The organism is Flavobacterium hydatis, from assembly GCF_000737695.1.
Lineage (GTDB): Bacteria > Bacteroidota > Bacteroidia > Flavobacteriales > Flavobacteriaceae > Flavobacterium > Flavobacterium hydatis.
The window spans coordinates 37197-60057 of sequence record NZ_JPRM01000022.1 but is presented as its reverse complement, the minus strand read 5'-3'; the positions used below and the strand labels follow the sequence as shown (position 1 = coordinate 60057).

At 32.6% G+C, this 22861-nt stretch carries 26 protein-coding genes; 19 read left to right on the top strand and 7 right to left on the bottom strand.

Going from position 1 to position 22861, the window contains the following annotated elements; all coding sequences use genetic code 11:
• Nucleotides 1-388: 388 nt before the first annotated feature.
• The 5 genes from IW20_RS14240 to IW20_RS14220 all read right to left on the bottom strand — a co-directional run bounded on the left by IW20_RS14240 (nucleotide 389) and on the right by IW20_RS14220 (nucleotide 3483).
• Entirely contained in the window at nucleotides 389-652 is a 264-nt protein-coding gene (locus IW20_RS14240; protein WP_035623536.1) for a hypothetical protein, read from the bottom strand.
• A gap of 212 nt (nucleotides 653-864) precedes the next feature.
• Nucleotides 865-1767, bottom strand: a complete 903-nt coding sequence (locus tag IW20_RS14235) for a PhzF family phenazine biosynthesis protein (RefSeq protein ID WP_035623534.1) — start codon at nucleotides 1765-1767, stop codon at nucleotides 865-867.
• Between the two features lie 60 nt (nucleotides 1768-1827).
• Complete coding sequence (locus IW20_RS14230; RefSeq protein ID WP_205625914.1) at nucleotides 1828-2313, bottom strand: hypothetical protein; 486 nt, start codon at nucleotides 2311-2313, stop codon at nucleotides 1828-1830.
• A gap of 62 nt (nucleotides 2314-2375) precedes the next feature.
• Nucleotides 2376-3146 (bottom strand): MBL fold metallo-hydrolase, encoded by a 771-nt coding sequence (locus IW20_RS14225; protein WP_035623532.1) that lies wholly within the window; start codon nucleotides 3144-3146, stop codon nucleotides 2376-2378.
• Between the two features lie 4 nt (nucleotides 3147-3150).
• Entirely contained in the window at nucleotides 3151-3483 is a 333-nt protein-coding gene (locus IW20_RS14220) for a hypothetical protein (RefSeq protein WP_035623530.1), read from the bottom strand.
• A gap of 264 nt (nucleotides 3484-3747) precedes the next feature.
• On the opposite strand from IW20_RS14220, the gene IW20_RS26340 reads away from it, so the two are divergent.
• The 8 genes from IW20_RS26340 to proC all read left to right on the top strand — a co-directional run bounded on the left by IW20_RS26340 (nucleotide 3748) and on the right by proC (nucleotide 11695).
• Nucleotides 3748-3918, top strand: a complete 171-nt coding sequence (locus tag IW20_RS26340; RefSeq protein ID WP_165571447.1) for a hypothetical protein — start codon at nucleotides 3748-3750, stop codon at nucleotides 3916-3918.
• A 70-nt stretch (nucleotides 3919-3988) separates the two neighbouring features.
• Nucleotides 3989-4528 carry a DMP19 family protein gene (locus IW20_RS14215; protein WP_035623527.1) on the top strand — a complete coding sequence of 180 codons (540 nt, stop codon included), beginning with the start codon at nucleotides 3989-3991 and terminating at the stop codon, nucleotides 4526-4528.
• Between the two features lie 245 nt (nucleotides 4529-4773).
• On the top strand, nucleotides 4774-6045 hold the full coding sequence (gene serS, locus IW20_RS14210; protein WP_035623524.1) for a serine--tRNA ligase: 1272 nt from the start codon (nucleotides 4774-4776) through the stop codon (nucleotides 6043-6045).
• A 121-nt stretch (nucleotides 6046-6166) separates the two neighbouring features.
• Nucleotides 6167-7945 (top strand): tetratricopeptide repeat protein, encoded by a 1779-nt coding sequence (locus tag IW20_RS14205; RefSeq protein WP_035623521.1) that lies wholly within the window; start codon nucleotides 6167-6169, stop codon nucleotides 7943-7945.
• Between the two features lie 59 nt (nucleotides 7946-8004).
• Nucleotides 8005-8316: a DUF4286 family protein gene (locus IW20_RS14200; RefSeq protein WP_035623518.1), complete on the top strand. Its 312-nt coding sequence runs from the start codon at nucleotides 8005-8007 to the stop codon at nucleotides 8314-8316.
• 314 nt (nucleotides 8317-8630) lie between these two features.
• Nucleotides 8631-9410 (top strand): 16S rRNA (adenine(1518)-N(6)/adenine(1519)-N(6))-dimethyltransferase RsmA, encoded by a 780-nt coding sequence (gene rsmA / locus IW20_RS14195; protein WP_035623516.1) that lies wholly within the window; start codon nucleotides 8631-8633, stop codon nucleotides 9408-9410.
• Nucleotides 9400-10806 (top strand): magnesium transporter, encoded by a 1407-nt coding sequence (gene mgtE / locus IW20_RS14190; RefSeq protein ID WP_035623514.1) that lies wholly within the window; start codon nucleotides 9400-9402, stop codon nucleotides 10804-10806. The genes rsmA and mgtE overlap by 11 nt, the downstream gene beginning before the upstream one ends.
• A 112-nt stretch (nucleotides 10807-10918) precedes the next feature.
• Nucleotides 10919-11695, top strand: coding sequence for a pyrroline-5-carboxylate reductase (gene proC / locus IW20_RS14185; protein ID WP_035623512.1), 777 nt, complete (start codon nucleotides 10919-10921; stop codon nucleotides 11693-11695).
• Nucleotides 11696-11782: 87 nt separating this feature from the next.
• On the opposite strand, the gene nhaA is transcribed toward proC, so the two are convergent.
• A complete protein-coding gene (nhaA, locus tag IW20_RS14180; RefSeq protein WP_035623510.1) occupies nucleotides 11783-12934 on the bottom strand; it encodes a Na+/H+ antiporter NhaA in 1152 nt (383 codons plus the stop codon).
• Nucleotides 12935-13103: 169 nt separating this feature from the next.
• Between nhaA and IW20_RS14175 the strand changes: the two genes are divergently transcribed.
• The 6 genes from IW20_RS14175 to IW20_RS14150 all read left to right on the top strand — a co-directional run bounded on the left by IW20_RS14175 (nucleotide 13104) and on the right by IW20_RS14150 (nucleotide 16569).
• Nucleotides 13104-14048: a 2-hydroxyacid dehydrogenase gene (locus tag IW20_RS14175; protein ID WP_035623508.1), complete on the top strand. Its 945-nt coding sequence runs from the start codon at nucleotides 13104-13106 to the stop codon at nucleotides 14046-14048.
• Nucleotides 14049-14130: 82 nt separating this feature from the next.
• A complete protein-coding gene (locus IW20_RS14170) occupies nucleotides 14131-14409 on the top strand; it encodes a TM2 domain-containing protein (RefSeq protein ID WP_035623507.1) in 279 nt (92 codons plus the stop codon).
• A 177-nt stretch (nucleotides 14410-14586) separates the two neighbouring features.
• The gene (locus IW20_RS14165; RefSeq protein WP_035623505.1) at nucleotides 14587-14925 is read left to right on the top strand and encodes a TM2 domain-containing protein; all 339 of its coding nucleotides are present in this window, start codon (nucleotides 14587-14589) and stop codon (nucleotides 14923-14925) included.
• Between the two features lie 3 nt (nucleotides 14926-14928).
• Nucleotides 14929-15342 (top strand): DUF2752 domain-containing protein, encoded by a 414-nt coding sequence (locus IW20_RS14160; RefSeq protein ID WP_035623503.1) that lies wholly within the window; start codon nucleotides 14929-14931, stop codon nucleotides 15340-15342.
• Nucleotides 15339-15785 carry a DUF4870 domain-containing protein gene (locus IW20_RS14155; protein ID WP_035623501.1) on the top strand — a complete coding sequence of 149 codons (447 nt, stop codon included), beginning with the start codon at nucleotides 15339-15341 and terminating at the stop codon, nucleotides 15783-15785. Before IW20_RS14160 ends, IW20_RS14155 begins: the two co-directional genes overlap by 4 nt.
• Complete coding sequence (locus IW20_RS14150; protein WP_035623499.1) at nucleotides 15769-16569, top strand: M48 family metallopeptidase; 801 nt, start codon at nucleotides 15769-15771, stop codon at nucleotides 16567-16569. Before IW20_RS14155 ends, IW20_RS14150 begins: the two co-directional genes overlap by 17 nt.
• A 104-nt stretch (nucleotides 16570-16673) precedes the next feature.
• On the opposite strand, the gene IW20_RS14145 is transcribed toward IW20_RS14150, so the two are convergent.
• Nucleotides 16674-18476, bottom strand: coding sequence for a GNAT family N-acyltransferase (locus IW20_RS14145; protein WP_035623498.1), 1803 nt, complete (start codon nucleotides 18474-18476; stop codon nucleotides 16674-16676).
• 116 nt (nucleotides 18477-18592) lie between these two features.
• Between IW20_RS14145 and IW20_RS14140 the strand changes: the two genes are divergently transcribed.
• From IW20_RS14140 to IW20_RS14120, 5 genes are all read left to right on the top strand, one after another.
• Complete coding sequence (locus tag IW20_RS14140; protein WP_035623496.1) at nucleotides 18593-19357, top strand: exodeoxyribonuclease III; 765 nt, start codon at nucleotides 18593-18595, stop codon at nucleotides 19355-19357.
• Nucleotides 19358-19563: 206 nt separating this feature from the next.
• Nucleotides 19564-20505, top strand: a complete 942-nt coding sequence (locus IW20_RS14135; protein ID WP_035623550.1) for an OmpA/MotB family protein — start codon at nucleotides 19564-19566, stop codon at nucleotides 20503-20505.
• Nucleotides 20506-21090: 585 nt separating this feature from the next.
• A complete protein-coding gene (locus tag IW20_RS14130) occupies nucleotides 21091-21342 on the top strand; it encodes a hypothetical protein (RefSeq protein WP_035623494.1) in 252 nt (83 codons plus the stop codon).
• Nucleotides 21335-21634 (top strand): type II toxin-antitoxin system RelE/ParE family toxin, encoded by a 300-nt coding sequence (locus IW20_RS14125; protein WP_035623492.1) that lies wholly within the window; start codon nucleotides 21335-21337, stop codon nucleotides 21632-21634. Before IW20_RS14130 ends, IW20_RS14125 begins: the two co-directional genes overlap by 8 nt.
• Nucleotides 21635-21795: 161 nt before the next feature.
• The gene (locus tag IW20_RS14120; protein WP_035623490.1) at nucleotides 21796-22833 is read left to right on the top strand and encodes an NADP(H)-dependent aldo-keto reductase; all 1038 of its coding nucleotides are present in this window, start codon (nucleotides 21796-21798) and stop codon (nucleotides 22831-22833) included.
• Nucleotides 22834-22861 lie beyond the last annotated feature (28 nt).

Sequence of the window (22861 nt, the reverse complement as noted above, 5' to 3'; positions counted from 1 at the left end):
TTACTTTTTGAGGAGAAATACGCAAAAAGGTTTTACCGCAAAGAGCGCAAAGCATTACACAAAGGTTCGCAAAGTTTAATAAATAGACTTAGCGAACCTTTGTGGCTTCTTATCTTTGCGCTCTTTGCGGTAAGATTATGGTTGTTTTGTGTTTATATAGTGTCTTTGCGTCTCTGCGCCTTCGCGTGAAACATATTGTACAGCTTAATAAAGAAGAATCTCTCTTTGATCTTAGGATAACTTTGCAAAATATAAAACGAAAGAAACCCTCTTTAACTATTATGGAATAGTTATACGTAGACGAAAGGCTTAAATATTGCCTTCTAATGCTATAAAGATTTTATAAATAGATGCAGAGTGAAAGTGAAAGCAGATGCTATTTAATTTGTTAGAAACTTGTGGTTACTCTTTTCTTGTAAAAATAAGTGGAGATGTATACAATTAATAAGTATGGTGAGTAAATTAGAAAGAACAATGTAGCTTTAAGCGGCCAACCTATTCCCAATATATTTGTTTCTAGTTCTTTTACTTTATCTAAATTTTTAAGGGTTACATTTTTAAATCTTTCTATATCATTCATGGCGTCAAAATCATATCCATAATGAGAAAGTAGAAATTCATTTGAAAAACTTCCCCACCATCCTAAAATCATAATTAGAACGAAAGTTGTTATAATGTTTGTAATTAAATATGGGATGAAAGTATTTTTACTATTCCTCTTATATATTTTGTTTAATACAAGAATTGGTAAAAAGAGTAAAGTTATTAGTGATAGAAACGTTATTACTTTTATTATTATCTCCATACGGTAGCTAAACTTGATAGTTGAAAGAAAGAATTGTAAAGGAATATAAGGTTACTTTTTTATATGTAAAGTTCACCTCGCATTGTTATTGCCGAAGATCCACCAACCAAAATATCATTTTGTCTGCTCATTACTTCAATTATGGAGGATTGATTTAATTTTACGCCTTGTAGAATCTTATATTCTGTATTGGGTTGTGTGTATCTGTTTTTTGTCAAAAAACCGATTAGAGGTCCTGCAGCAGTTCCTGTTGCGGCATCCTCTTCTATTCCGATTATTGGATTGAAAAACCTGGCTTCAACAATATTATCCTGATCTTCATCTGTAATGGTAAAACAATAAAAACCTTCAAATTGATGTTCTTTTGAAATTTCGATTAAGAGTTTGCTGTCTGGAGTACAGTCATTAAGTAACTGGCTATTTCTAATAGGAACCATTACGTGTGAAACTTCTGTTTGAACTACTGTTGGAACAAGCATATTAACTTCTAAATCCTCAATTTTTAAACCGAGTGCTATTGCTATCTTATATGTAGGGATTTGATGTTTGATGACGGCTTGTTTTTGATGCATTTGTACAATAGGATATTGTGTAACGGAATCAAAACTTGCGGTTAATCGAATTGGTGCATTTTTCATGATTACAAAACGATTGTTTTCATCTTGTTCATCAAATATTGGCATTTTTTTTAATAACGCACCACAAACAGCTCCTAATAAATTGTGTCCTGCTCCGTCTATTTCAAAACCTATTGGTGTAAAAGAACGAACATTAAGTGCCTTTTGCGTTGTAGAGTAATAAACAAATGAAGTTTCGGAATATCCGAATTCTTTTGCGATATTTTGATAAATCTCTAATTCTAAATTACCATCAGTAAAAACTACTGACAAAGGATTTCCTTTGTAGCTTGTATTGGAGAATACATCTAAAACGTAGTACTCTAAGGTCATTCTTTCTTTCATGATTATCTCAATATTTAGAAATTAGTTTTAAAACTTTAATAAAGGATTAATTATGCGAATTTACTCGTTTAATTCTTTCCAGCAGACGTTTATTTCTCGTTGAATTTGTTCTTTTAGTTTAGGAAGTTCGCTTGTAACCCAAAATTGGCTTTCTGTTGTTAAATAATATTTGTCTTCATCAAGCTTAAATTTCATAGCTTCTGTAATCATCAAAATCAACTGATCGGATTCTAATATTCCATTGGCAAAATTTGGGGCTATTAAGTACTTTAAAATACCCTTTTCGTATTTAGGTTTGTAATATAAAATATGAGTGACTATGGGGAAATAGAAGTAAAAATAACTATAAGTATTCGAATGGTATTGGATTTTATTGAATTCGGTTATCAAAGTATCAGATTGTAAATCGATGCTTTCAGAGTTTAATTCTTTTAGTAATTCAAAAGTCTTTTTAGCGCTCGGAACTATATTTCCCATTTTCTTGAGGTCGGAAAATGCTTTTTCAAATTCTGAGTTCTGATTAATTATCGAATTAAAAGCTTTCAATTTAGTCTTTGATTTAATGTTTGGTGACGCCTGTTGTATTGAAATATAATATTAGCGGCTGCTTATTTAGCTTGGCTCTCGTAAAGTTTAAATTCTTCGATGTCATGATATCCAAAAACCTCAATTTCGGGATACTCATTTATTAAATTTCTTATTTTGTCTAAACTTTCTAATCTTAAATCATTATCGTCTGCCCTCATTTTGGCTAACTGGTTTACCGGGTGATGATTATCATTTAGTTCTATCCTCATATAATAAGCATCTGCAATGTAAAACATCCATTTATTGTCTGTTTTTATTGCAACGCCACAATGCCCTAAAGTATGCCCGAAAAGAGGAACAAGAAAGATTTCTGTTTCGGTATTTGTAATAACTTTTCTTGCTTCAAATCCGAACCAATTAAAATCGGATTTTCCATAAGTCCTGATAGTAGGATTGTGTGCTAATGGTGTTTTTAAGTATCTTGGATTTCCTGAATTGAAGTTTTCATATTCTTCGATTCCTATGTGAACTGTTGCATTAGGGAAATCAGCAAGACCGCCAATATGATCGTTATCCAGATGTGAAATAACACAATCGGTGACTTTTTTAGGGTTAAGTCCTAGTTTTTCAATTTGCTTCACAGCAGTTTGATTTTCATTAAAGTTATAGCCAACAATATCTATAAGTTGTTGGCCAATCCTTTCTAATGGTTTTTGGACGTCTAAAAGTCCAATACCTGTATCAATCAAAATGAGTTTATCGTTCTCATTAATTAATAGGCAATGTCCGCAAACATTATCGTTAACTGGTGAGACAATTTTAACACAGTTTAAATGATGTATTTCTGTCAAGATTTTAATTTGAAGCGTTAAGTGTTGTTAGAATTAAAACGCCTACTCCCTCAGTATCTCCATAATCAGAGATTGCTTTTTGTTTGTCAACTGGAACAATCTTTAGAATTTGATTTTTTGATAATGCAAGTTTCTTTTTTTCTAAATCTTGATAAGTATATGTTATTCCATCAACAATAAGCATTGGCTCATTTGTAATAACTTTATTCGCAGCCATTTGTATGATAGTGTCTGAAAGGTATAGTCTTTCTTTTCCTGTATCTTGTAGTTCATATCTGCTTTGTGAATACATTGAGAATGATAAAAGTGATACAACCGCAATAATAATTTTTTTCATAGGTGTAATATTGTTTAATAGATTTTGGGTGATTAATAATTTTAATTCTATGCTAAAATAGTGTTTTTTACTGCATAATAATCTAGTGAATTTATTTTTCTGATGAAAACGGATTTGCGTTAGGGATAGTAGCGAATAGCCCACAGCCTGACGGAGGAAGTGCGAGGACTTGTAGCGAATAGCCCGACCCAGAGGGAAACGCCCAGAAAAATATTAGCATTCAGTTTCTTATATTTGCAAACGCAAATTAAAGAAAAGTAAATCATGGCAAAAGGACCTGAAAAAAACACCAAAAACAAGGCTTTACATACCAAATTGCTAAATCGGAAAAAGACTAAACTTCAGGAAGAGAAAAAGGCAAAAGCGTTACGATTGAAAGCTTTAGTTACAAAAATGAATGAAAAGAAGAATACTGACGGATTAGAGGGGATATAAATCAGATTGTATTTCTTTTCTGGTTTAATTTAACTGAAATTTGCAAAACAAAATCTAAACATAAAACAAGATGGAATTCGGTAGAATAATAGTTTCTGAAACGGCAATGAATAGTGAGAATCTTCAGGATGTAATTCACTCTAATATTTCGGTAATTAACTTAATGCGTGAGGAAGGTATCGATGATGATTTGATTCATGAGGATGCTTTGATGAGTTATTATTTAGATTATTATGCTTCGCAATGTACTGAAGGGAACTTTGCTCAGTTTGTATACAACTCAAGTTGGAATGCTGAATTAAATGAATTAATCGAAGAAGGTTTGGCTTTGCTTGGTGCCGAAAAACATTTGGAATTATTCCAGCAGCAAAGCAAAAAAGTAAAATTAATGAGCAGCGTAAAACTTAATAAATTTCTGAAAGGAAAATTAGAAGGTGTAAACCCAATAAGAGATTTATTGAATAATGATACTTTTTATGAAATTGAGGAAAACCTGGTTACGCTAAATGCTAATTTTTTAAAATCACATCCAGATCTAGAGGTTCTTTCGGTAGATGATATGTTTGCTACTTTGGAGGAATTTGTTGGTCATGAGATTAAAAGAGCTTAAGGAAGGTTTTAGGTTCAGAGGTTGGGTTTGTGATTAGAAAGATTCAAGAAAAAAGAAGAAAGAGGGATTTAGATTAAACGGTGCGATTCTTTGATTCTGCTCAGGAGGGCGGACGATTGCGTAATAATTTGCTTTTATAAGTAAGAAATTACCTTTAGCCATAAACTTTGTCTCATTCTTAGCAAACATTTCCTTAAATTTGCTTCCTTAATATATAAATATACAATAGTTACAAAATTTAAGCTATGTTACAAATCGCATTTATTAGAGAAAATCAGGAAAAAGTAATCACAGCTTTGGCGAAACGAAATATCGATGCCAAAAGTGCTGTTGAAGAAGTGGTGCAACTAGATGAAAAACGTCGTGCAGCTCAGGTTGAGTTGGACAACATTTTGTCTGAATCTAATAAATTATCCAAAGATATTGGCGAATTGATGAAAGCGGGCGAAAAATCTAAAGCCGCAATCTTAAAAGAGAAAACAGTTGTATTAAAAGAAAAAAGTAAAGAGTTAGCAGAGAAAGCTGAAGTTTTGGCTCAGGATTTAACTCAAAAACTATATGCATTACCAAATCTTCCAGCTGATATTGTACCAGTAGGAAAAACTCCAGAAGACAATTTGAATGTTTTTGAAGAGGGTGAAATTCCAGTTTTGCACGAAGGTGCTCAACCACATTGGGATTTGGTGAAAAAATATGATATTATCGATTTTGAGCTTGGTGTAAAGATAACTGGTGCTGGATTTCCTGTTTATAAAGGAAAAGGGGCTAGATTACAACGTGCTTTAATCAATTATTTTTTAGATAAAAATGCAGCTGCAGGATATAATGAAGTACAGGTTCCGCATTTGGTAAACGAAGCTTCAGGATACGGAACAGGACAATTGCCAGATAAAGAAGGACAAATGTATCATTCGACTATTGACGATTTATACTTAATTCCAACTGCAGAAGTTCCTGTTACGAATTTATACCGTGATGTTATTTTGAGCGAAAATGAGTTACCTGTTTTACATACAGCATATACACCTTGTTTCCGTCGTGAAGCTGGTTCTTATGGAGCTCATGTACGTGGATTAAACCGTTTGCACCAATTTGACAAAGTAGAAATTGTACGTGTTGAACACCCGGATAATTCATATAAAGCGCTTGACGGAATGGTAGAACATGTAAAAAGCATTTTGCAAGAATTAAAATTACCATATAGAATTTTACGTTTGTGTGGTGGCGATATGGGTTTTACAGCGGCATTAACTTATGATTTTGAAGTTTTCTCTACAGCACAAGACCGTTGGTTAGAGATTAGTTCAGTTTCTAACTTCGAAACTTTTCAGGCAAATCGTTTGAAATTACGTTTTAAAGATAAAGACGGAAAGAACCAATTGGCACATACATTAAACGGAAGCTCATTGGCTTTGCCAAGAGTTCTTGCAGGAATCTTAGAAAACTATCAAACACCAGAAGGAATCGTAATTCCAGAAGTATTACGTCCGTACTGTGGGTTTGATATTATAGACTAATTTTTTTAGTAAACAGTAACAGTATTTAGTACCAGTTGCAGTTTTTAGTTACCAGATGGTGAGCGAAAACTGCGACTGAATACTGTGACTGCGACTGAAATCTACAATTAAAAAATCGAAGATGAAAAAGCTCTTTCTATTTATTACTTTATCATTCTCGCTATTTACATTTGCTCAAAATGAACAATTAGCGCAATATTATTATGATAAAGGTGATTTTGAAAAAGCAAAAATCAGCTATCAAGAATTGCTGGATAATAATCCTTCGAACACACAATATTTTTATCGAACTATTGATTGTTACCAACAACTACAACAGTTTGATGTAGCCGAAAAGGTTATCCAGAATAGATTTAATAAGTACAAACAAGGTACTATTTTAATTGAACTGGGATATAATTTTCAATTACAAAAAAATGAAGCTAAAGCCAAAACTTACTACGATCAGGCTTTAGATAAAATCTCGGTAAATCCTAACGAAGTATTTGGGATTGCCAATTCTTTTGAGAAAAAAGTATTATTGGACTATGCTTTAAAAGCATATCAAATAGCGTCTAAAATTCAGCCTAGTTTTAATTTTAATTTTCAGATTGGTTTGCTCTACGGACAAATGGGCAAGACGGATATGATGATTGAAACATTGCTGACAGAATCTAACGAAAATCAACAAAATACACTCTTAATTCAGAGTCAGTTATCACGATTTATGGCTGATGCTGCCGATACTACATTTAATGATACATTACGAAAAGCACTTATTTTAAGAACTCAAAAGAGCCAAGATGTTTTTTGGAATCATTATTTGAGTTGGTTTTATGTACAACAAAGAGAGTTTGCAAAAGCATTTATCCAGGAAAAAGCTATCTATAAACGTGATCCTGAATCGCTTTCGAGCATAATTAATCTAGCTCAGTTTGCGATTGATGATGATGATCCCGAAGCAGCTCAGGAAATTTTAGCGTTTGTGCTGGAGAATACAAAAGATTTGGGTTTGCTTGTACAGGCAAATACCTATTTGTATAAAATGAAAATAGATAAAGCTACCGAAAAAGATTATCCAGCTATAAATACTGAGCTTCAAGGATTGCTAACAACTTATGGTATAAGCCCTTTTACCTTATCTTTGCAATTAATTCAAGCACATTTTTTAGCTTTTGATTTAAAAAAATCAGAAGAAGCGAAAGCTATTGTAAAGAAAGCACTCGAATTACAACTGAATGATTACCAAGAAGCTCAAGCTAAAATGGAATTAGCGGATATTTTGCTTTTTGAGGAGAAATTTAATCAGGCGTTATTGTATTATTCGCAAATAGAATTAGATCTTAAAAATGATGTTATGGCGCATGAAGCGAGTTTAAAAGCAGCCAAAACAAGTTATTTTAAAACAGATTTTGTATGGGCTTTAAAGCAGTTTAAGGAGTTGAAATCTGCTAATACACAACTGATTGCAAATGATGCTTTAGAGTATTTTTTATTGATAAATGATAATACAGTTGCCGATTCTACACAAACGGCTTTGAAGCAATTTGCAAAGGGCGATTATCTTTTATATCAAAATAGAAATCAAGATGCGATAGTTCAATTTCAAAATATATTAAAAACTTTTAAAGGACAAGAAATAGAAGCCGTAACTTTGCTGCGATTAGGACAAATTTACGAAGACTTAGGCGATTATAATTTGGCTTTAAGCCAATATCAATTGATTATCGATCAGCATAGTGACGGGATTTATATTGACGAAGCATTGTTCTTTTCGGCAGAAATTTACAATAAGAAATTACAAGATTTTGAAAAGGCAAAAGCCTTATATGAGAAAGTAATTTTTAACCATCAGGATAGTATTTATTTTGTAGACGCCAGGAAAAGATACCGAGAATTGCGAGGCGATACAAATTTATAATTGGGTTTAATTGGTTGTTTATTTAACCGATTAACTTAAGAAACATTAAACAGATAAAAATGATTATTTACAACATCACCACAAACATACATGAGAGTGTGCATGACCAATGGTTAAATTGGATGCAACAAAAACATATTCCTGAAATTCTGGCTACAGGAAAATTTTCATCTGCAAGAATTGTAAAAGTTTTAGTAGATGAAGAAATGGGCGGAATTACTTATTCAGTTCAATATGTAACCGATAGTAAGGAAACTTTAGAGAAATATTATCTTGAAGATGAACCTGCTTTTAGTCAGGAAGCATTGCGATTATTTGCAGATAAGATGCTTTCTTTTAGAACTGAATTAGAATTTATTTCAGACCATTAATAGATTTATTCGTTTTTTGGATTGTTCGATTTTCGAAAACAAACAATTCAAACAATAAAAATAATTTTCTGATTATTATTAAACCAAAGTAAGATGTTAAAATTGAAGAATTAAAGCATCTTCGAATCCTTACTTTAGTTAATAAACGTCATGTAAGAATGCTTCTGGTTGGCGAAGGGACAGTTAACTTTCAGGGTTACCAAAGACATTCAACAACTTCGAGAAATTAATAAATAAAAAACTGATTATTTGATATCAGATGGTTCGATATTTCGAAAAGTCTAATAGTCTAACAATCTGATGATTTAAATAAAATGGAAAAAGTAAAAGCTAAAAAACATCTCGGACAACATTTCCTGAAAGATGAAAGCATTGCTAAGGCAATCGCAGATACATTAAGCTTACAAGGATATGACGAGGTTCTGGAAATTGGACCTGGAATGGGTGTGTTAACCAAATACTTGTTAGAGAAACCAATTAATACCTATGTTATCGAAATTGATACAGAATCGGTAACGTATCTTGATGAGAATTATCCAAAATTAAAAGATAAAATTATTTCAAAGGATTTTTTGAAGTATGATATAAATGAAGTTTTTGAGAAGAAACAATTTGCTATAATTGGGAATTTCCCATACAATATTTCTACTCAGATTGTTTTTAAAACATTAGAATATCGTGATCAGATTCCAGAATTTTCTGGAATGTTCCAAAAAGAAGTAGCACAACGTATTTGTGAAAAGAAAGGGTCAAAAGCTTATGGTATACTATCGGTTTTAGCTCAAGCTTTTTATGATACCGAGTACTTGTTTACGGTAGATGAGAATGTATTTATTCCGCCCCCCAAAGTAAAATCGGGTGTTATGAAAATGACCCGAAAAGAAGATTACAGTTTGCCTTGCGGCGAAAAGTTATTCTTTACAGTGGTGAAAACAGCTTTCCAGCAACGTAGAAAAACGTTACGTAACAGTTTGAAAACATTAAATTTATCAGACAAGTTAAGAGAAGACACTATCTTTGATTTGCGTCCGGAACAACTAAGCGTGGCAGAATTTATAGCATTAACTCAAAAAATAGAAGCCGATGGAGTTTAAAATCAGCAAAGGTCTAATACAAGAATTAGAAACACTCATTCAGAGCAAAAACGACAAGCAATTGGAAGTTTTATTGAATGATATTCACCATGCTGATATTGCTGAAATCCTAGATGAACTGGATTTTGATAAAGCAACATACATATTTAAAGTATTAGATAGCGAAAAAACCGCGGAGATTCTTCTGGAATTAGACGATGATTTGCGTGAGAATATATTAAGCAGGCTTTCGCCAAAAGAGATTGCCGAGGAGCTTGACGAATTAGAAACAAATGATGCTGCCGATATTATTGGTGAATTATCGAAAGATAGAAAAGCCGAAGTAATATCTGAGCTTCAGGACGTAGAACATGCTAAAGGCATTGTCGACTTATTGCGATACGCCGAGAATACCGCAGGGGGAATCATGCACAAAGAGTTGGTAAAAGTCAATGAAAATTGGAATGTACTTACTTGCGTGAAAGAAATGCGAATTCAGGCAGAAAATATTTCAAGAGTACATTCTATTTATGTAGTCGATGATGAAGATAGACTAAAAGGGCGTTTGTCACTTAAAGATTTATTAACCACTTCTACAAGAACTCCCGTTAGCGAGGTTTATATTAAGAAATTACATTATGTAGACGTAGAAACTCCAGATGTGGAGGTAGGACGTATCATGGAAAAATACGACTTGGAAGCAATTCCGGTTGTAGATGAACTTGGGCGTTTGGTAGGTCGTATTACTATTGATGACGTTATCGATGTCATAAGAGATGAAATAGAAAAAAGAGATACAGAGGACATTCAGAAATTTGGGGGTTTGGAAGCTCTTGAATTACCGTATGTAGAAACTACTCTTTTTGAAATGGTTAAAAAAAGAGCCACTTGGCTTGTAGTTCTATTTATCGGAGAAATGTTTACTGCATCTGCAATGGGTTTCTTTGAAGGAGAAATAGAAAAAGCTGTAGTCTTGGCTTTGTTCGTTCCGCTTATTATTTCTAGTGGGGGTAACTCCGGTTCCCAAGCCGCAACACTTATTATTCGCGCCATGGCACTTAAGGAATTAACGCTTAAAGACTGGTGGTATGTAATGAAAAAAGAAATTGCATCTGGGTTTTTATTAGGTTCTATATTAGGAATTGTGGGCTTTATAAGAATTATGATTTGGCAAAAAACTGGATTATATGAATATGGAATGCATTGGTTTTCTGTAGCATTAACGGTTTCTTTTTCTTTATTGTTTATTGTGTTATGGGGAACATTATCGGGCTCGATGATACCATTTTTGTTAAAGAAACTTAAGCTGGATCCAGCAACTTCATCGGCACCATTTGTAGCAACATTAGTCGATGTTACGGGATTAGTTATTTATTTCACGATTGCATCCATATTATTAAAAGGCAAGTTATTATAAAAAAAGCATGAATTTAAATATAATTAACCACTATATTTCATGCTTTTAGAGTCTTTTTAGGACTCAAATCTATTAAACCAAAACAACCAAAAAACTATAAATTACAACCAGAATGAAAGTACACATAATAGGAGGAGGAAACCTTGGAGTTTCTATAGCCTTAGGAATTGCAAAATTCTCGAAGAATAATCAAGTTACAATTACCAGAAGAAATACGGCTAGTATCTTGTATTTACAAGAATTAGGTATTACAGTTTCATCAGATAATAAACATAATATACAAGACGCTGACCTTGTCATTCTGACTATAAAACCATACCAGGTTGATACAGTTTTGACTGAAATCCTTCCTGTGATTTCTAATAAAACAATTGCTTCGGCAGTAAGTGGTTTAGCTATTGATGTGCTTCAAAACAAAACTAGTCAGGAACATCATGTCGTGCGAATCATGCCTAATATTGCAGCACAATTTGGAGAATCGGCTACGTGTATTTCATTTAGCGAAAAAGACAGAGCAAAAGCATTACCAGTGGTGACTTTATTTGAAGATTTAGGTACTGCGCCAATTATTGACGAAAAATTAATGGATGCGGCAACTGTTCTAGGTGCTTGCGGTACAGCTTATGCATTGCGATATATTCGTGCTTCGATGCAAGCAGGAATCGAAATAGGATTTGATTCTCAAACAGCATTAGCAATAGCTGCACAAACAGTAAAAGGAGCAGCCAAAATGTTACTTGAAGAAAAAGTGCATCCTGAACAATTAATCGACCGTGTTACAACTCCACAAGGATGTACAATTGTAGGGTTGAACGAGATGGAGCATAATGGTTTTAGTTCGTCATTAATAAAAGGAATTAAGACTTCTTTAAAACAAATTAAAGGATAGTTCTAGGCGAACAAAATATTTTATATAATTCAATAGAAATTATATAAAAAAAGGACTTTCAGTTTAAACTGAAAGTCCTTTTTGTTTTTAAGTATGTTTGATTTGCTTTTTTGAGAGAGAAAATTTCAGGTATATAAAACCTAATAATCCGGCGATAAAAGAAGCTAATAAAATGGCTATTTTAGAAAAAGTAATTACTTCTGGTTCTTTAAATGCAAGTAAGGTTATAAATATAGACATCGTAAATCCGATTCCGCCCAGCATTCCTGCACCAATAACGTAAGACCATTTAAGTTCTTTTGGTAATGTACAAATTCCTAATGTAACTCCTAAGAAAGCAAATAGAGCTATTCCTAATGGTTTCCCTACAACTAATCCTATGATAATTCCTAATGTATTAGGATGGCTTAAACCTTCATGCCAGTCTGAGTTTATGGCAATGCATGTATTGGCCAATGCAAATAATGGTAAGATAAAGAATGCGACAGGTTTGTGTAAAAAATGTTGTAGTTTATAAGAAGATGTTTTCTTGCCTCCATCTCCAAATGGGATTACAAATGCCAATAAAACTCCTGTAATAGTAGCATGAACTCCAGAATTAAGCATAAAATACCACATGATAACTCCACCTATTAAGTAAAGATAAAGATTGTGGACTTTCATTCTGTTGAAAATAAATAATATACCTAAAACAGCAAAAGCAAGAGCTAAATTTAAAAAGGATATAGTTGTTGTATAAAATAATGCAATAACTACAATAGCACCCAAATCATCGATTACGGCAAGAGCAGTAAGGAATACTTTAAGAGAAGAAGGAACTTTATTTCCTAAAAGAGATAAAATTCCAATTGCAAAAGCAATGTCGGTTGCCATCGGGATTCCCGCTCCGTTTTGTGTAGCAGTTCCAAAATTTAGCAATAAAAATATTCCAGCAGGAACTAGCATTCCGCCCAAAGCACCAAAAATGGGTAACGAAGCATTTTTTATACTCGTTAATTCGCCTTGATAAATTTCGCGTTCCAATTCTAGACCTATTAATAAAAAGAAAATAGTCATCAAACCATCATTAATCCAATGTGTAATAGAATGATGTCCGATATTGGTTTCCCAAAAAGCAATATAATCGTTTTGGAATGTTGAGTTGGCTAGAAAAAGAGAAAGAATAGTTACGAAAAGTAAGATGAGACCTCCTGATTTTTCACTTTTAAAAAAGGCCTTAAATGTTTTTGTTAATTTCATTTTTTAGAATAAGGTTAAAAATGCATTATTTTCAAAGTTAAAAAAATATAACCAATAAAACAGGAAAGAATGGTTTTTAGGAGTGTTTTAGTGTAGGCAATTTGATAGAGAAAGGGCATAACCCATATTTTTTTTGTTACTTTGTTTATCTAATTTAAGTCTTAATTTTATGCCAATTAAAGTTTTACATATCGATAGCAATCATCCAATTCTTTGGAAACAATTAGAAGAAGCTGGATTTGAAAATTATGCAGATTTTACTTCTACTAAAGAAGAAATTGAAGCCAAAATTCAGGATTATCAAGGAATCGTAATCAGAAGTCGTTTTAAAATTGATAAACAATTTATAGATAAAGCAACAAATTTAAAATTTATAGCTCGTGTTGGGGCTGGATTAGAAAGCATCGATTGTGATTATGCTATTTCTAAGAATATTGAATTAATTGCTGCTCCCGAAGGAAATCGTAATGCAGTTGCCGAGCATACTTTGGGAATGATTCTTTCTCTTTTTAATAAACTGAACCTTGCTGATAACGAGATACGTTCGGGACAATGGAATCGAGAAAGTAATCGTGGATATGAACTAGATGGTAAAACTGTTGGGATTATAGGCTATGGTAATATGGGTAAAGCATTTGCAAAAAAACTTAGAGGTTTTGATGTAGAAGTTCTGTGTTATGATATTCAGGATAATGTTGGGGATGATAATGCCAAACAGGTTTCGTTAAAAGAGCTTCAAGAAAAAACGGATGTATTGAGTTTACATATTCCATGGACACCAGAAACAGATAAAATGGTTGATGCCGCATTTATTAATGCATTCAAAAAACCAATATGGATAATTAATACTTCACGAGGAAAGAACATTGTTACTGCCGATTTAGTTGCAGCAATGCAATCAGAGAAAGTACTTGGTGCAGGTTTGGATGTTTTAGAGTATGAGAAATTATCTTTTGAGACACTTTTTCAGGATAAAGATACACCTGAGGCTTTTCAGTATTTATTAGATGGACGAAAAGTGATTTTAACACCGCACATTGCAGGTTGGACATTCGAGAGTCATGAGCGCTTAGCCCAAGTAATCGTTGATAAAATTAAAGCAGTTTGTTTATAGGTAAAAAAATTTAAGACGAATTTGTGAATTTTCTCAATAAAATTTCTATTTTTATTCATTATAAATTATTTAACAAATAAAAATGGAAAATTCAAAACAAGAAGAGTGGAACAACCCACAAATTGTAAAACAAGAAAATAAAAAAGTACTTGCCGGAGTTCTAGCAATTTTGCTAGGAGGACTAGGAATACATAAGTTTATTTTAGGATATACTCAAGAAGGCATTATTCAGTTGGTTATCGGAGTGGTAACATGTGGAGTTGGAGGAGTAATCGGACTTGTAGAAGGAATTATTTATTTAACTAAAACCGACGAAGAGTTTTATCAGACTTACCAAGTAGGAAAGAAAGGCTGGTTTTAAGATATAAAAATCTCGATATTTCGAGATTTTTTTTTGCCTGCTTTTTTTTGATTTTAAAATAATAGTGTTAAAATTAATTTAAAGAGGTTATTTCTTATATTTTTTTATATTTGCACAAAATGGAGTAGCCGAAAATCCATAAATAGAGTAGGAACCAATCAAAACCAGAATTTTATAATGGATACACAAAAAGTTGATATGTTCATGATGATGAACGCAAAGTATTTTGAAGGACATCATTTAAATGCAATCAGAGAAAAACTTTTAAGCTTAGACGAAAGTCAATGGCAAAGATTACAATTAACTCAATTTAAAGATCCAACAACAGCTTTGTTGATTTCTATTTTTGCAGGAGCATACGGAATCGACCGTTTTTATATTGGCGATACAGGAATGGGAGTAGGTAAATTGCTTACTTGTGGAGGTTTTATGATTTGGGCTATTGTAGATTGGTTTTTAATCCAGGGAGCTACCAAAGAAAAAAATGCAATGGCGTTTAATAATGCATTTTTGTAAAATATGACAAAAAACAAGCTTTATACGCTAATTTTAATTGCTTGTTTTTTAGGGTATAGTTGGTTGTTCTTTTTTGATTATGTATCACATTCAAATTCAGATCATGATTTTACAGTCTGTCTTTTTAAAAGAATAACCACTATTCCTTGTCCTTCTTGTGGAACTACACGAGCGGTCGACAGTTTTTTTAAAGGAAATATACTCACTTCTTTATACCTAAATCCATTCGGAATTATTGTAGCAGGAATAATGCTTATTGCTCCGGGCTGGATTGCGTTTGATTACTTCACAAAGAGACAATCTTTTTACGATTTCTATATTAAAACAGAAACAATAATTAGGACAAAAAAAGTTGCAATCCTGTTGATTATTTTAGTAATTCTCAATTGGATTTGGAATATAAACAAACAAATATGACCGCATTAAATAAGTTTAATTACAAACCTTATGATAGTGAGTTAGAGAGAGCATCAAATAGTTATTTGATGTCGCTTGTTGCTGTACTGGGAGGTTTGCCGTTGCCAATTATGAATTTATTGGCATCCGTTTTTTTTTATTTAGGAAACAGAAAAAGTACAGCTTTTGTTAAATGGCATTGTACTCAAGCATTATTGGCACAATTAGGAATGTTTTTCTTTAACACAGTAGGTTTTTGGTGGACTATTTCTATTATTTTCGAAGATGGACAGTTTACCAATACATATATCGCTTATATGTTAACGATAATAGGTTTTAATCTTGTTGAGTTTATTTTTACTTTGTATTTGGCAAGCCAGACCAGAAAAGGAAATCATATCGAAATATATTTTTTTGCCGATATTACTAATTTAATTTGCAAAACCAATGAAAACACTATTTAGAGGACTAACCATTGTAGGATCTTTTTTCGCGATATGGTTTTTATTGGCACAAATAGATTATATCACTTTCTTTAAAATCGACAAAGCCAAAAGCGCTACCGAAAAAGGAGTTGGCGACATGATTTGGGATCAGATTAAAAATACAGAAGATATAATCGTAAATGATTCTATTACTAAAACATTAGATAAATTGCTAGATCCATTATGTAAAGAAAATGGAATAGTACGTGATAGTCTTAAAGTTCATATTATTCAAAAAGACGAGGTAAATGCTTTTGCTTTGCCAGACGGACATTTGGTGGTATATTCAGGTTTAATAGAAGCTTCAAAAAACGAACAAGCTTTGATAGGTGTATTAGGACATGAAATTGCTCACATAGAGAACGATCATGTTATGAAAAAACTATCCAAAGAAATTGGATTCTCTGTTCTTATGTCTATTACAACGGGAAATAATAACGCGAGTATAATAAGGGAAGTAATGCATACATTATCATCTACAGCTTATGATCGTGCACTCGAGAAAGATGCAGATATTACAAGTGTAGAATATATGCTTAAAGCAAAAATTGATCCGGCACCATTTGCAGATTTCCTTTATGATATGTCATTTGATAAAAGTTTTGGAGGAGCTTTATCTTGGATAAGTACTCACCCAGAGTCTGAGGCTAGAGCCAAATATATTTTGGAATATATAAAAGGTAAAAAGCTGGAGAAGAAAATGATATTGTCTAAAGAAGAATGGGATGGTTTTAAAAAAGCCACAGATGAGTATGAAAATTAATAGCTGTTTTTGCTAATTATTTTAATCAAAGAATAGTTTCTATAAAAACAAAATCCCGTTTCATGAATTTGAAACGGGATTTTGTTTTTATATGATAAAAGAACTTAATCTTCTTTCTCTGCTAGTTTTCTTTCTAATTCTATCTGAAATTCTTCTATAACAGGTTTCATTGTGCTCTCAGGAATGTCAGCAATACGTATGTACATTAAACCATCGATAGCATTGTTGAATAATGGGTCAACATTAAAAGCAACAACACGTGCATTTTGTTTGATGTATTTTTTAATCAAAACAGGCAAACGTAAATTTCCAGGTTCTAATTCGTCAATAATTTTATCAAACTTATTCAAGTCCGATTCAGCTTCATCAAAAATAAAGTCTTTATCAGCATCTTTTAGTTTTACTTTGTATGCTTTTTTCGGATGAATGTATTGCGCAATATAAGGATCGTAATAATTAGATTTCATAAACTCAATCATCAATGATTTCGAGAAATCAGAGAATTGATTACTGATACTTACACCTCCAAGCAAATATTTGTGCTCAGGGTAACGCAATGTAGTATGAATAATCCCTTTCCATAATAAGAAAAGAGGCATCGGTTTTTGTTGGTATTCCTTAATAATAAATGCACGCCCCATCTCAATAGATTTATGCATCATATCATGAAGTTCAGGTTCGAATCTAAAAAGATCATTTAGGTAAAAACCATCCATTCCGTATTTAGGATAAATCTCAGAACCTAATCCCATGCGGTAAGCACCAGATATTTTTTTGGCATCATCATCCCATAAAAACATGTGGTGATAATACTGGTCGTATGCATCAATATCGATAGGCTCGTTTGTTCCCTCGCCAACCTCACGGAAGGTAATTTCGCGTAAGCGGCCAATTTCATGTAATATATTCGGAATATTTTTCGCTTCAGCAAAAAACACCTCATAGTTTTTACTTTGTAATAATCTGCAATCCGTATTTCTTAGCGTCTCAACTTCGGCATTTATTTTGTTTCCGTTTGCAGGAGTAACAATTTCCTTAGGACTTCTAGGAATTTTTAAGTTTGCAGGATCCAGCAATTTATGCTCCTTTTCAAAAGGATTTGCCAGCATGTATGTTTTCTTTCTTAAAAATTCTGAGTAATCGTCAAAAGATTCGATTTCATTTTGTTCGTTAACCGAAATAGGTTTTCCGATACGTACCTTAATAACACGATCTTTTTGAGTAAGCAATTCCGACGGTAATTTTGCCGTACGTAAAGTATCATCTATTTTAGAAAGCCAATAGAACAGTTTACTGTTTTTGGCATGAAAATAAATAGGAACAACAGGAACTTTAGCTTTTCTGATTAATTTAATCGCGCCTTCTTCCCAAGGTTTATCGACCACTAATTTTCCGTCTTTATAAGTCGAAACCTCACCTGCAGGAAAAATCCCCAAAGGTTTTCCATCACTTAAATGGCGAAGAGTTTCTTTTATTCCAACCACGCTTGATTTAGCATCCTTATGATTTTCAAAAGGATTTACAGGCATGATGTATTTTTTTAGAGGAACAATACGATGCAATAGGAAATTGGCAATAATCTTAAAATTAGGCTCTCTTTCAAGCATTAATTTTAGCAATAAAATGCCATCAATACCACCAAGCGGATGGTTTGATATAGTAATATAAGCACCGTCTTTAGGTAATCGTTTTAAATCTTCCTCAGGAATTTCAAATTTAATTTGTAAATCGTCCAAAATTCCGTTCAAGAAAGCAACATCTTCCAGATGTTTGTTTCTATCGTAAACTTTGTTCAAGGTCGATATCTTTAGTACCTTCATAAGGACCCAGCCAGAAAAAGTACCTAAAACCCCGTACTTGTCAACATTTATTGCCTTGGCAACTTCTTTCGCGGTAACTAAACCCATGTACAATTTGTTTTTTAGAGCAGGAAACAAAGATAACAAAAAACTCTACTTTTCCTTATTTCTTACCCAAACTTTCCGCTTTTTTATTACATTTGAAATACAAAAATTAAAACGTAATGAAAATTATTTCTTATAATGTAAACGGAATTCGTGCGGCAATTTCAAAAGGATTTATCGATTGGTTACAGCATGCGAGTCCGGATGTTATTTGTCTTCAGGAGATTAAAGCTACAGAAGATCAAATTCCAGTAGACGATATTACCAAAGCAGGTTACCCATATCAGTATTATTATCCAGCTACAAAAAAAGGATATAGCGGTGTAGCAATCCTTTCAAAAATAAAACCAAATAATGTTGTGTACGGAACAGGAATCCAACACATGGATTTTGAAGGAAGAAACCTTCGAGCAGATTTCGACACTTGTTCAGTAATGAGTTTATATCTTCCGTCAGGAACCAATATTCAGCGATTGGATCATAAATTTATGTTCATGGACGATTTTCAGACCTATATTAATGAGCTTAAAAAAACGGTTCCAAACCTTATTATTTGCGGTGATTACAATATATGTCACGAAGCGATAGATATTCATGATCCAGTTCGTAACAAAACAGTTTCAGGATTTTTACCAGCAGAACGCGCCTGGTTAGACGGATTTATGAAAACAGGATTTATAGATAGTTTCCGTCACTTTAACAAAGAACCACACAATTATTCTTGGTGGAGTTACCGCGCAGGAGCAAGAGGGAATAACAAAGGATGGAGAATTGATTATAATTTAGTTAGCGATTCCTTACAACACAAATTAAAACGTGCCGTTATATTACCAGACGCAGTACATTCTGATCATTGCCCGGTTTTAGTCGAAATCGAAGATTAATGGTATCATTATTGTTAGATACACACAAGATTTAAGCAAACTCCAGAGTAGTTTTTATTTAGGAGCTGTTTCCTGCTTTCCGCTACAATCTTTATGTTTTTAAAGAAAAAACATAAAGGATTTTCGCTATAATCAGGGCTAGAAATCGTGCTAATACCAATAATAAAAAGAATAAGAAATCTCAAATAATGAACACCACAAACAAAATGATTAAAAAAGCTTCAATCGGATTATTGATACTTGCGCTTACAACATCGTGTGTATCCAAAAAAATATACAACGATCTAGAAACGAAATTTGCCGATTTAAAAAAAGAAAATCGTTCAATCTCCGATGAAAATGCCGAATTGCTAAAAGCAAAAAATCAATTAGAGTTAGACCGTGACGGATTAAATAAAAGTCTTAGCGCAACAAAAGCTGAATTAGAAAAACAAAAAGCCGATTATGCTGCTGCACAAAACAAATTCAAAGTTTTGCAAGACTCTTATAATGCGCTAGAAAAAAATACGGATGAAGCTTTAAAAAGCAACATGAATAAAAACCGTGACTTGCTAGAACAACTAGAAGCAAAAGGAAAAGCATTGGCTGCAGAACAAGCACGTTTAGATAAAACATCAAAAAGATTAGACGAACTAGAATCGATGATAGCTGCTAAAGAAGCTGCTATGAAAAAACTAAAAGAAACGCTGTCTAAAGCCCTAAACGGATTTGAAGGAAAAGGATTGACAGTAGAACAAAAGAACGGAAAAGTATATGTTTCTATGGAGAACAAATTACTTTTTAATTCAGGAAGTTGGACAGTAGGAACTGAGGGTAAAAAAGCTGTAGTAGAACTAGGAAAAGTATTAGGAGATAATCCAGATCTTTCGGTATTAATAGAAGGACACACAGATGATGATCCATATATAGGTTCAGGAGTAATTACAAACAACTGGGATTTATCGACCAAAAGAGCAACAGCAATTGTAGCAATCTTGAGCGAAAACAGCAAAATCAACAAACAAAAATTAACTGCTGCAGGTCGTGGAGAATTCTCACCATTGGCAAGTAATGCAACTCCAGAAGGAAAAGCTAAAAACCGTAGAATCGAAATCATCTTAACACCAAGATTAGATGAAATCGCCGAAATGCTAAATAGTATTAACTAGTAGAGGTGCTAAGGTTCTAAGAGACAAAGGTTCAAAGTTTTTAACTTTGGACCTTTTTTGTTTTCTGGTTATCCTGTAAGTTCTTTTTTTATCTTTTAGAGCGTATTTACTCAATTTTATTTTCAATCAGTGGCGAGAAAATTAATCGCAAAGAGTTACGCAAGGTTCGCAAAGTTTTAGAATCCATTTAATCATTTAAATTCTATCTAACTATTTTTAAGTTACTGATAAACAAGTCCCAGAGGGACGTTGTGTTTATAGAAATTTTGAATACTCACATTTCAATAAACCCCATTGGGGTGACATCTTTAGCAATCAGATAATAAACATAGATACCGCTCAGCTGGAGCTTTAACTCAATCAACGTATATAATGGCTATAAATATTACGCTCCTCTGGAGCTTTTAAAAACAAAAACAAGGATTTTCCTTTCCTATTTAAGTTAGTAACTCTTTGTCAAAGTCCCAAAACCACTTTCTTGAAATCTGTGGCAAGAAATAAAACGACCACTTTTATATTTCATCAAATAGATTAGTTAATGACTTTTAGTTTTTTTGTAACTTTGTCATTATAAATACAATAATTATGGAACTTCCAGAATTAAAAGATAAAATAAGACTTCAATTAGATTTAGCCGATGAACGAGTGCTTCGTATTGTCTCTTCTGTTTTTGACAATTACTTAAATGAAATCGTTTCGTATGATTCAAAAGGGAATCCATTAGAGTTATCTGAATATCATAATAAAGTTGAAGAAGGATTGGACGATGTAAAATATGGTCGAATAATTTCACAAGAAAATCTGAATAAAGAAATGAAAAATTGGGATAATGAGTAATCCTGGTTTGGATGTTTTTTGGACTAATAAAGCAAAAGAAGATTTAAAGGATATATATTATTCCTTAAAAGGGAAAATTTCTTTAGAATCTGCTCAAAAAATAAGAGATGAGTTGTTTGATAGTCCAAATAAAATTGTTTTTTCAGAGCAATTCCAATTAGATGAGTACAGATTAGACTGTAGAAGAATCATTGTAAGAAACTATAAATTATTATATCAGATTAAAAATAATTCTGTTTTTATAATTAGAGTTTTTAATACATTTCAAAATCCATTAAAAAGTTTGAAATAGATAAATCCGATAAAATAAGATTAACATAAAAAGGTTTAGAGTTTTTTAACTTTGAACCTTTTTCTTTTGAAATATTGCTTTGTACCTTTGGACTTTATTCGTGAAAAGCTATAAAAAGCTTAGAATCTTAATAACTCAGCACTTTAGAACCTTAAAGAAAAATGAAATACACTACAATTCCCAATACCGATATTAAAGTAAGTAAAATAAATCTTGGTACGATGACTTTTGGTCAACAAAACACCGAAGCCGAAGGACATGCACAAATGGATTATGCGCTAGAACGAGGCGTTAATTTTTTTGATACTGCCGAGATGTATTCTATTCCTGCAAGTAAAGAAACTTACGGAAGCACAGAAAAGATTATAGGAACATGGTTTAAAAAATCAGGTAAAAGAGAAGATGTGGTTTTGGCAACTAAAATTGCTGGACCAAATGATAATTTTGGTTATATGCGTGAGAAAATTGATTTCTCGCCAGCAAGTTTAAAGTACGCATTAGACCAAAGTTTACAAAGACTACAAACTGATTACGTAGATATATACCAATTGCATTGGCCAGAACGAAAAACCAATTGTTTTGGACAACGCGGACTTAAACTTCAGGATGATGCTTGGGAAGATAATATTCACGAAGTTCTACAAACTCTGGATGGTTTTATAAAAGAAGGTAAGATTAAACATGTAGGACTTTCTAATGAAAACCCTTGGGGTATTATGCGTTTTCTAGAGGAGAATAAATACAATAATTTACCAAGAGTTAAAACAATCCAAAACCCATATTCATTATTAAACCGTCTTTTCGAGAATGCTTCTGTTGAGGTTTGTATGCGAGAAAATGTTGGATTATTAGCGTATTCACCAATGGCATTTGGAGTATTATCTGGTAAATTCTTATCTGGAGAAAAACATCCAAACTCAAGACTTAATTTGTTCCCACAATATACAAGATATAGTAGTGAACAAAGTACTAAAGCAGCGCGTATGTATCAGGAAATTGCTAATAAACATGGTTTGAATTTTGCACAAATGTCGTTGGCTTTTGTTAATCAGCAACCATTTGTAACGAGTACTATTATAGGAGCAACTACAATGGAACAATTAAAAGAAAATATAGATTCTATTAATATTACCTTATCAGACGAAGTTATTGCAGATATTAATGCAGTTCATGCTATAATCCCAGATCCTGCACCGTAGTTAGCTTCAGTTTTACAGTTTCAGTTTA

Bases quoted from the DNA above. Each gene is read 5' to 3' on its own strand.
- IW20_RS14130 (WP_035623494.1), top strand. From the start codon at position 21,091: ATGGAACTTCCAGAATTAAAAGATAAAATAAGACTTCAATTAGATTTA.
- IW20_RS14160 (WP_035623503.1), top strand. From the start codon at position 14,929: ATGACAAAAAACAAGCTTTATACGCTAATTTTAATTGCTTGTTTTTTA.
- IW20_RS14120 (WP_035623490.1), top strand. From the start codon at position 21,796: ATGAAATACACTACAATTCCCAATACCGATATTAAAGTAAGTAAAATA.
- IW20_RS14170 (WP_035623507.1), top strand. From the start codon at position 14,131: ATGGAAAATTCAAAACAAGAAGAGTGGAACAACCCACAAATTGTAAAA.
- IW20_RS14200 (WP_035623518.1), top strand. From the start codon at position 8,005: ATGATTATTTACAACATCACCACAAACATACATGAGAGTGTGCATGAC.
- IW20_RS14240 (WP_035623536.1), bottom strand. From the start codon at position 652: ATGATTTTAGGATGGTGGGGAAGTTTTTCAAATGAATTTCTACTTTCT.
- IW20_RS26340 (WP_165571447.1), top strand. From the start codon at position 3,748: ATGGCAAAAGGACCTGAAAAAAACACCAAAAACAAGGCTTTACATACC.
- mgtE (WP_035623514.1), top strand. From the start codon at position 9,400: ATGGAGTTTAAAATCAGCAAAGGTCTAATACAAGAATTAGAAACACTC.
- IW20_RS14235 (WP_035623534.1), bottom strand. From the start codon at position 1,767: ATGAAAGAAAGAATGACCTTAGAGTACTACGTTTTAGATGTATTCTCC.
- serS (WP_035623524.1), top strand. From the start codon at position 4,774: ATGTTACAAATCGCATTTATTAGAGAAAATCAGGAAAAAGTAATCACA.
- IW20_RS14155 (WP_035623501.1), top strand. From the start codon at position 15,339: ATGACCGCATTAAATAAGTTTAATTACAAACCTTATGATAGTGAGTTA.
- IW20_RS14220 (WP_035623530.1), bottom strand. From the start codon at position 3,483: ATGAAAAAAATTATTATTGCGGTTGTATCACTTTTATCATTCTCAATG.
- nhaA (WP_035623510.1), bottom strand. From the start codon at position 12,934: ATGAAATTAACAAAAACATTTAAGGCCTTTTTTAAAAGTGAAAAATCA.
- IW20_RS14175 (WP_035623508.1), top strand. From the start codon at position 13,104: ATGCCAATTAAAGTTTTACATATCGATAGCAATCATCCAATTCTTTGG.
- rsmA (WP_035623516.1), top strand. From the start codon at position 8,631: ATGGAAAAAGTAAAAGCTAAAAAACATCTCGGACAACATTTCCTGAAA.
- IW20_RS14145 (WP_035623498.1), bottom strand. From the start codon at position 18,476: ATGGGTTTAGTTACCGCGAAAGAAGTTGCCAAGGCAATAAATGTTGAC.
- IW20_RS14135 (WP_035623550.1), top strand. From the start codon at position 19,564: ATGATTAAAAAAGCTTCAATCGGATTATTGATACTTGCGCTTACAACA.
- IW20_RS14150 (WP_035623499.1), top strand. From the start codon at position 15,769: ATGAAAACACTATTTAGAGGACTAACCATTGTAGGATCTTTTTTCGCG.
- proC (WP_035623512.1), top strand. From the start codon at position 10,919: ATGAAAGTACACATAATAGGAGGAGGAAACCTTGGAGTTTCTATAGCC.
- IW20_RS14140 (WP_035623496.1), top strand. From the start codon at position 18,593: ATGAAAATTATTTCTTATAATGTAAACGGAATTCGTGCGGCAATTTCA.
- IW20_RS14125 (WP_035623492.1), top strand. From the start codon at position 21,335: ATGAGTAATCCTGGTTTGGATGTTTTTTGGACTAATAAAGCAAAAGAA.
- IW20_RS14165 (WP_035623505.1), top strand. From the start codon at position 14,587: ATGGATACACAAAAAGTTGATATGTTCATGATGATGAACGCAAAGTAT.
- IW20_RS14205 (WP_035623521.1), top strand. From the start codon at position 6,167: ATGAAAAAGCTCTTTCTATTTATTACTTTATCATTCTCGCTATTTACA.
- IW20_RS14215 (WP_035623527.1), top strand. From the start codon at position 3,989: ATGGAATTCGGTAGAATAATAGTTTCTGAAACGGCAATGAATAGTGAG.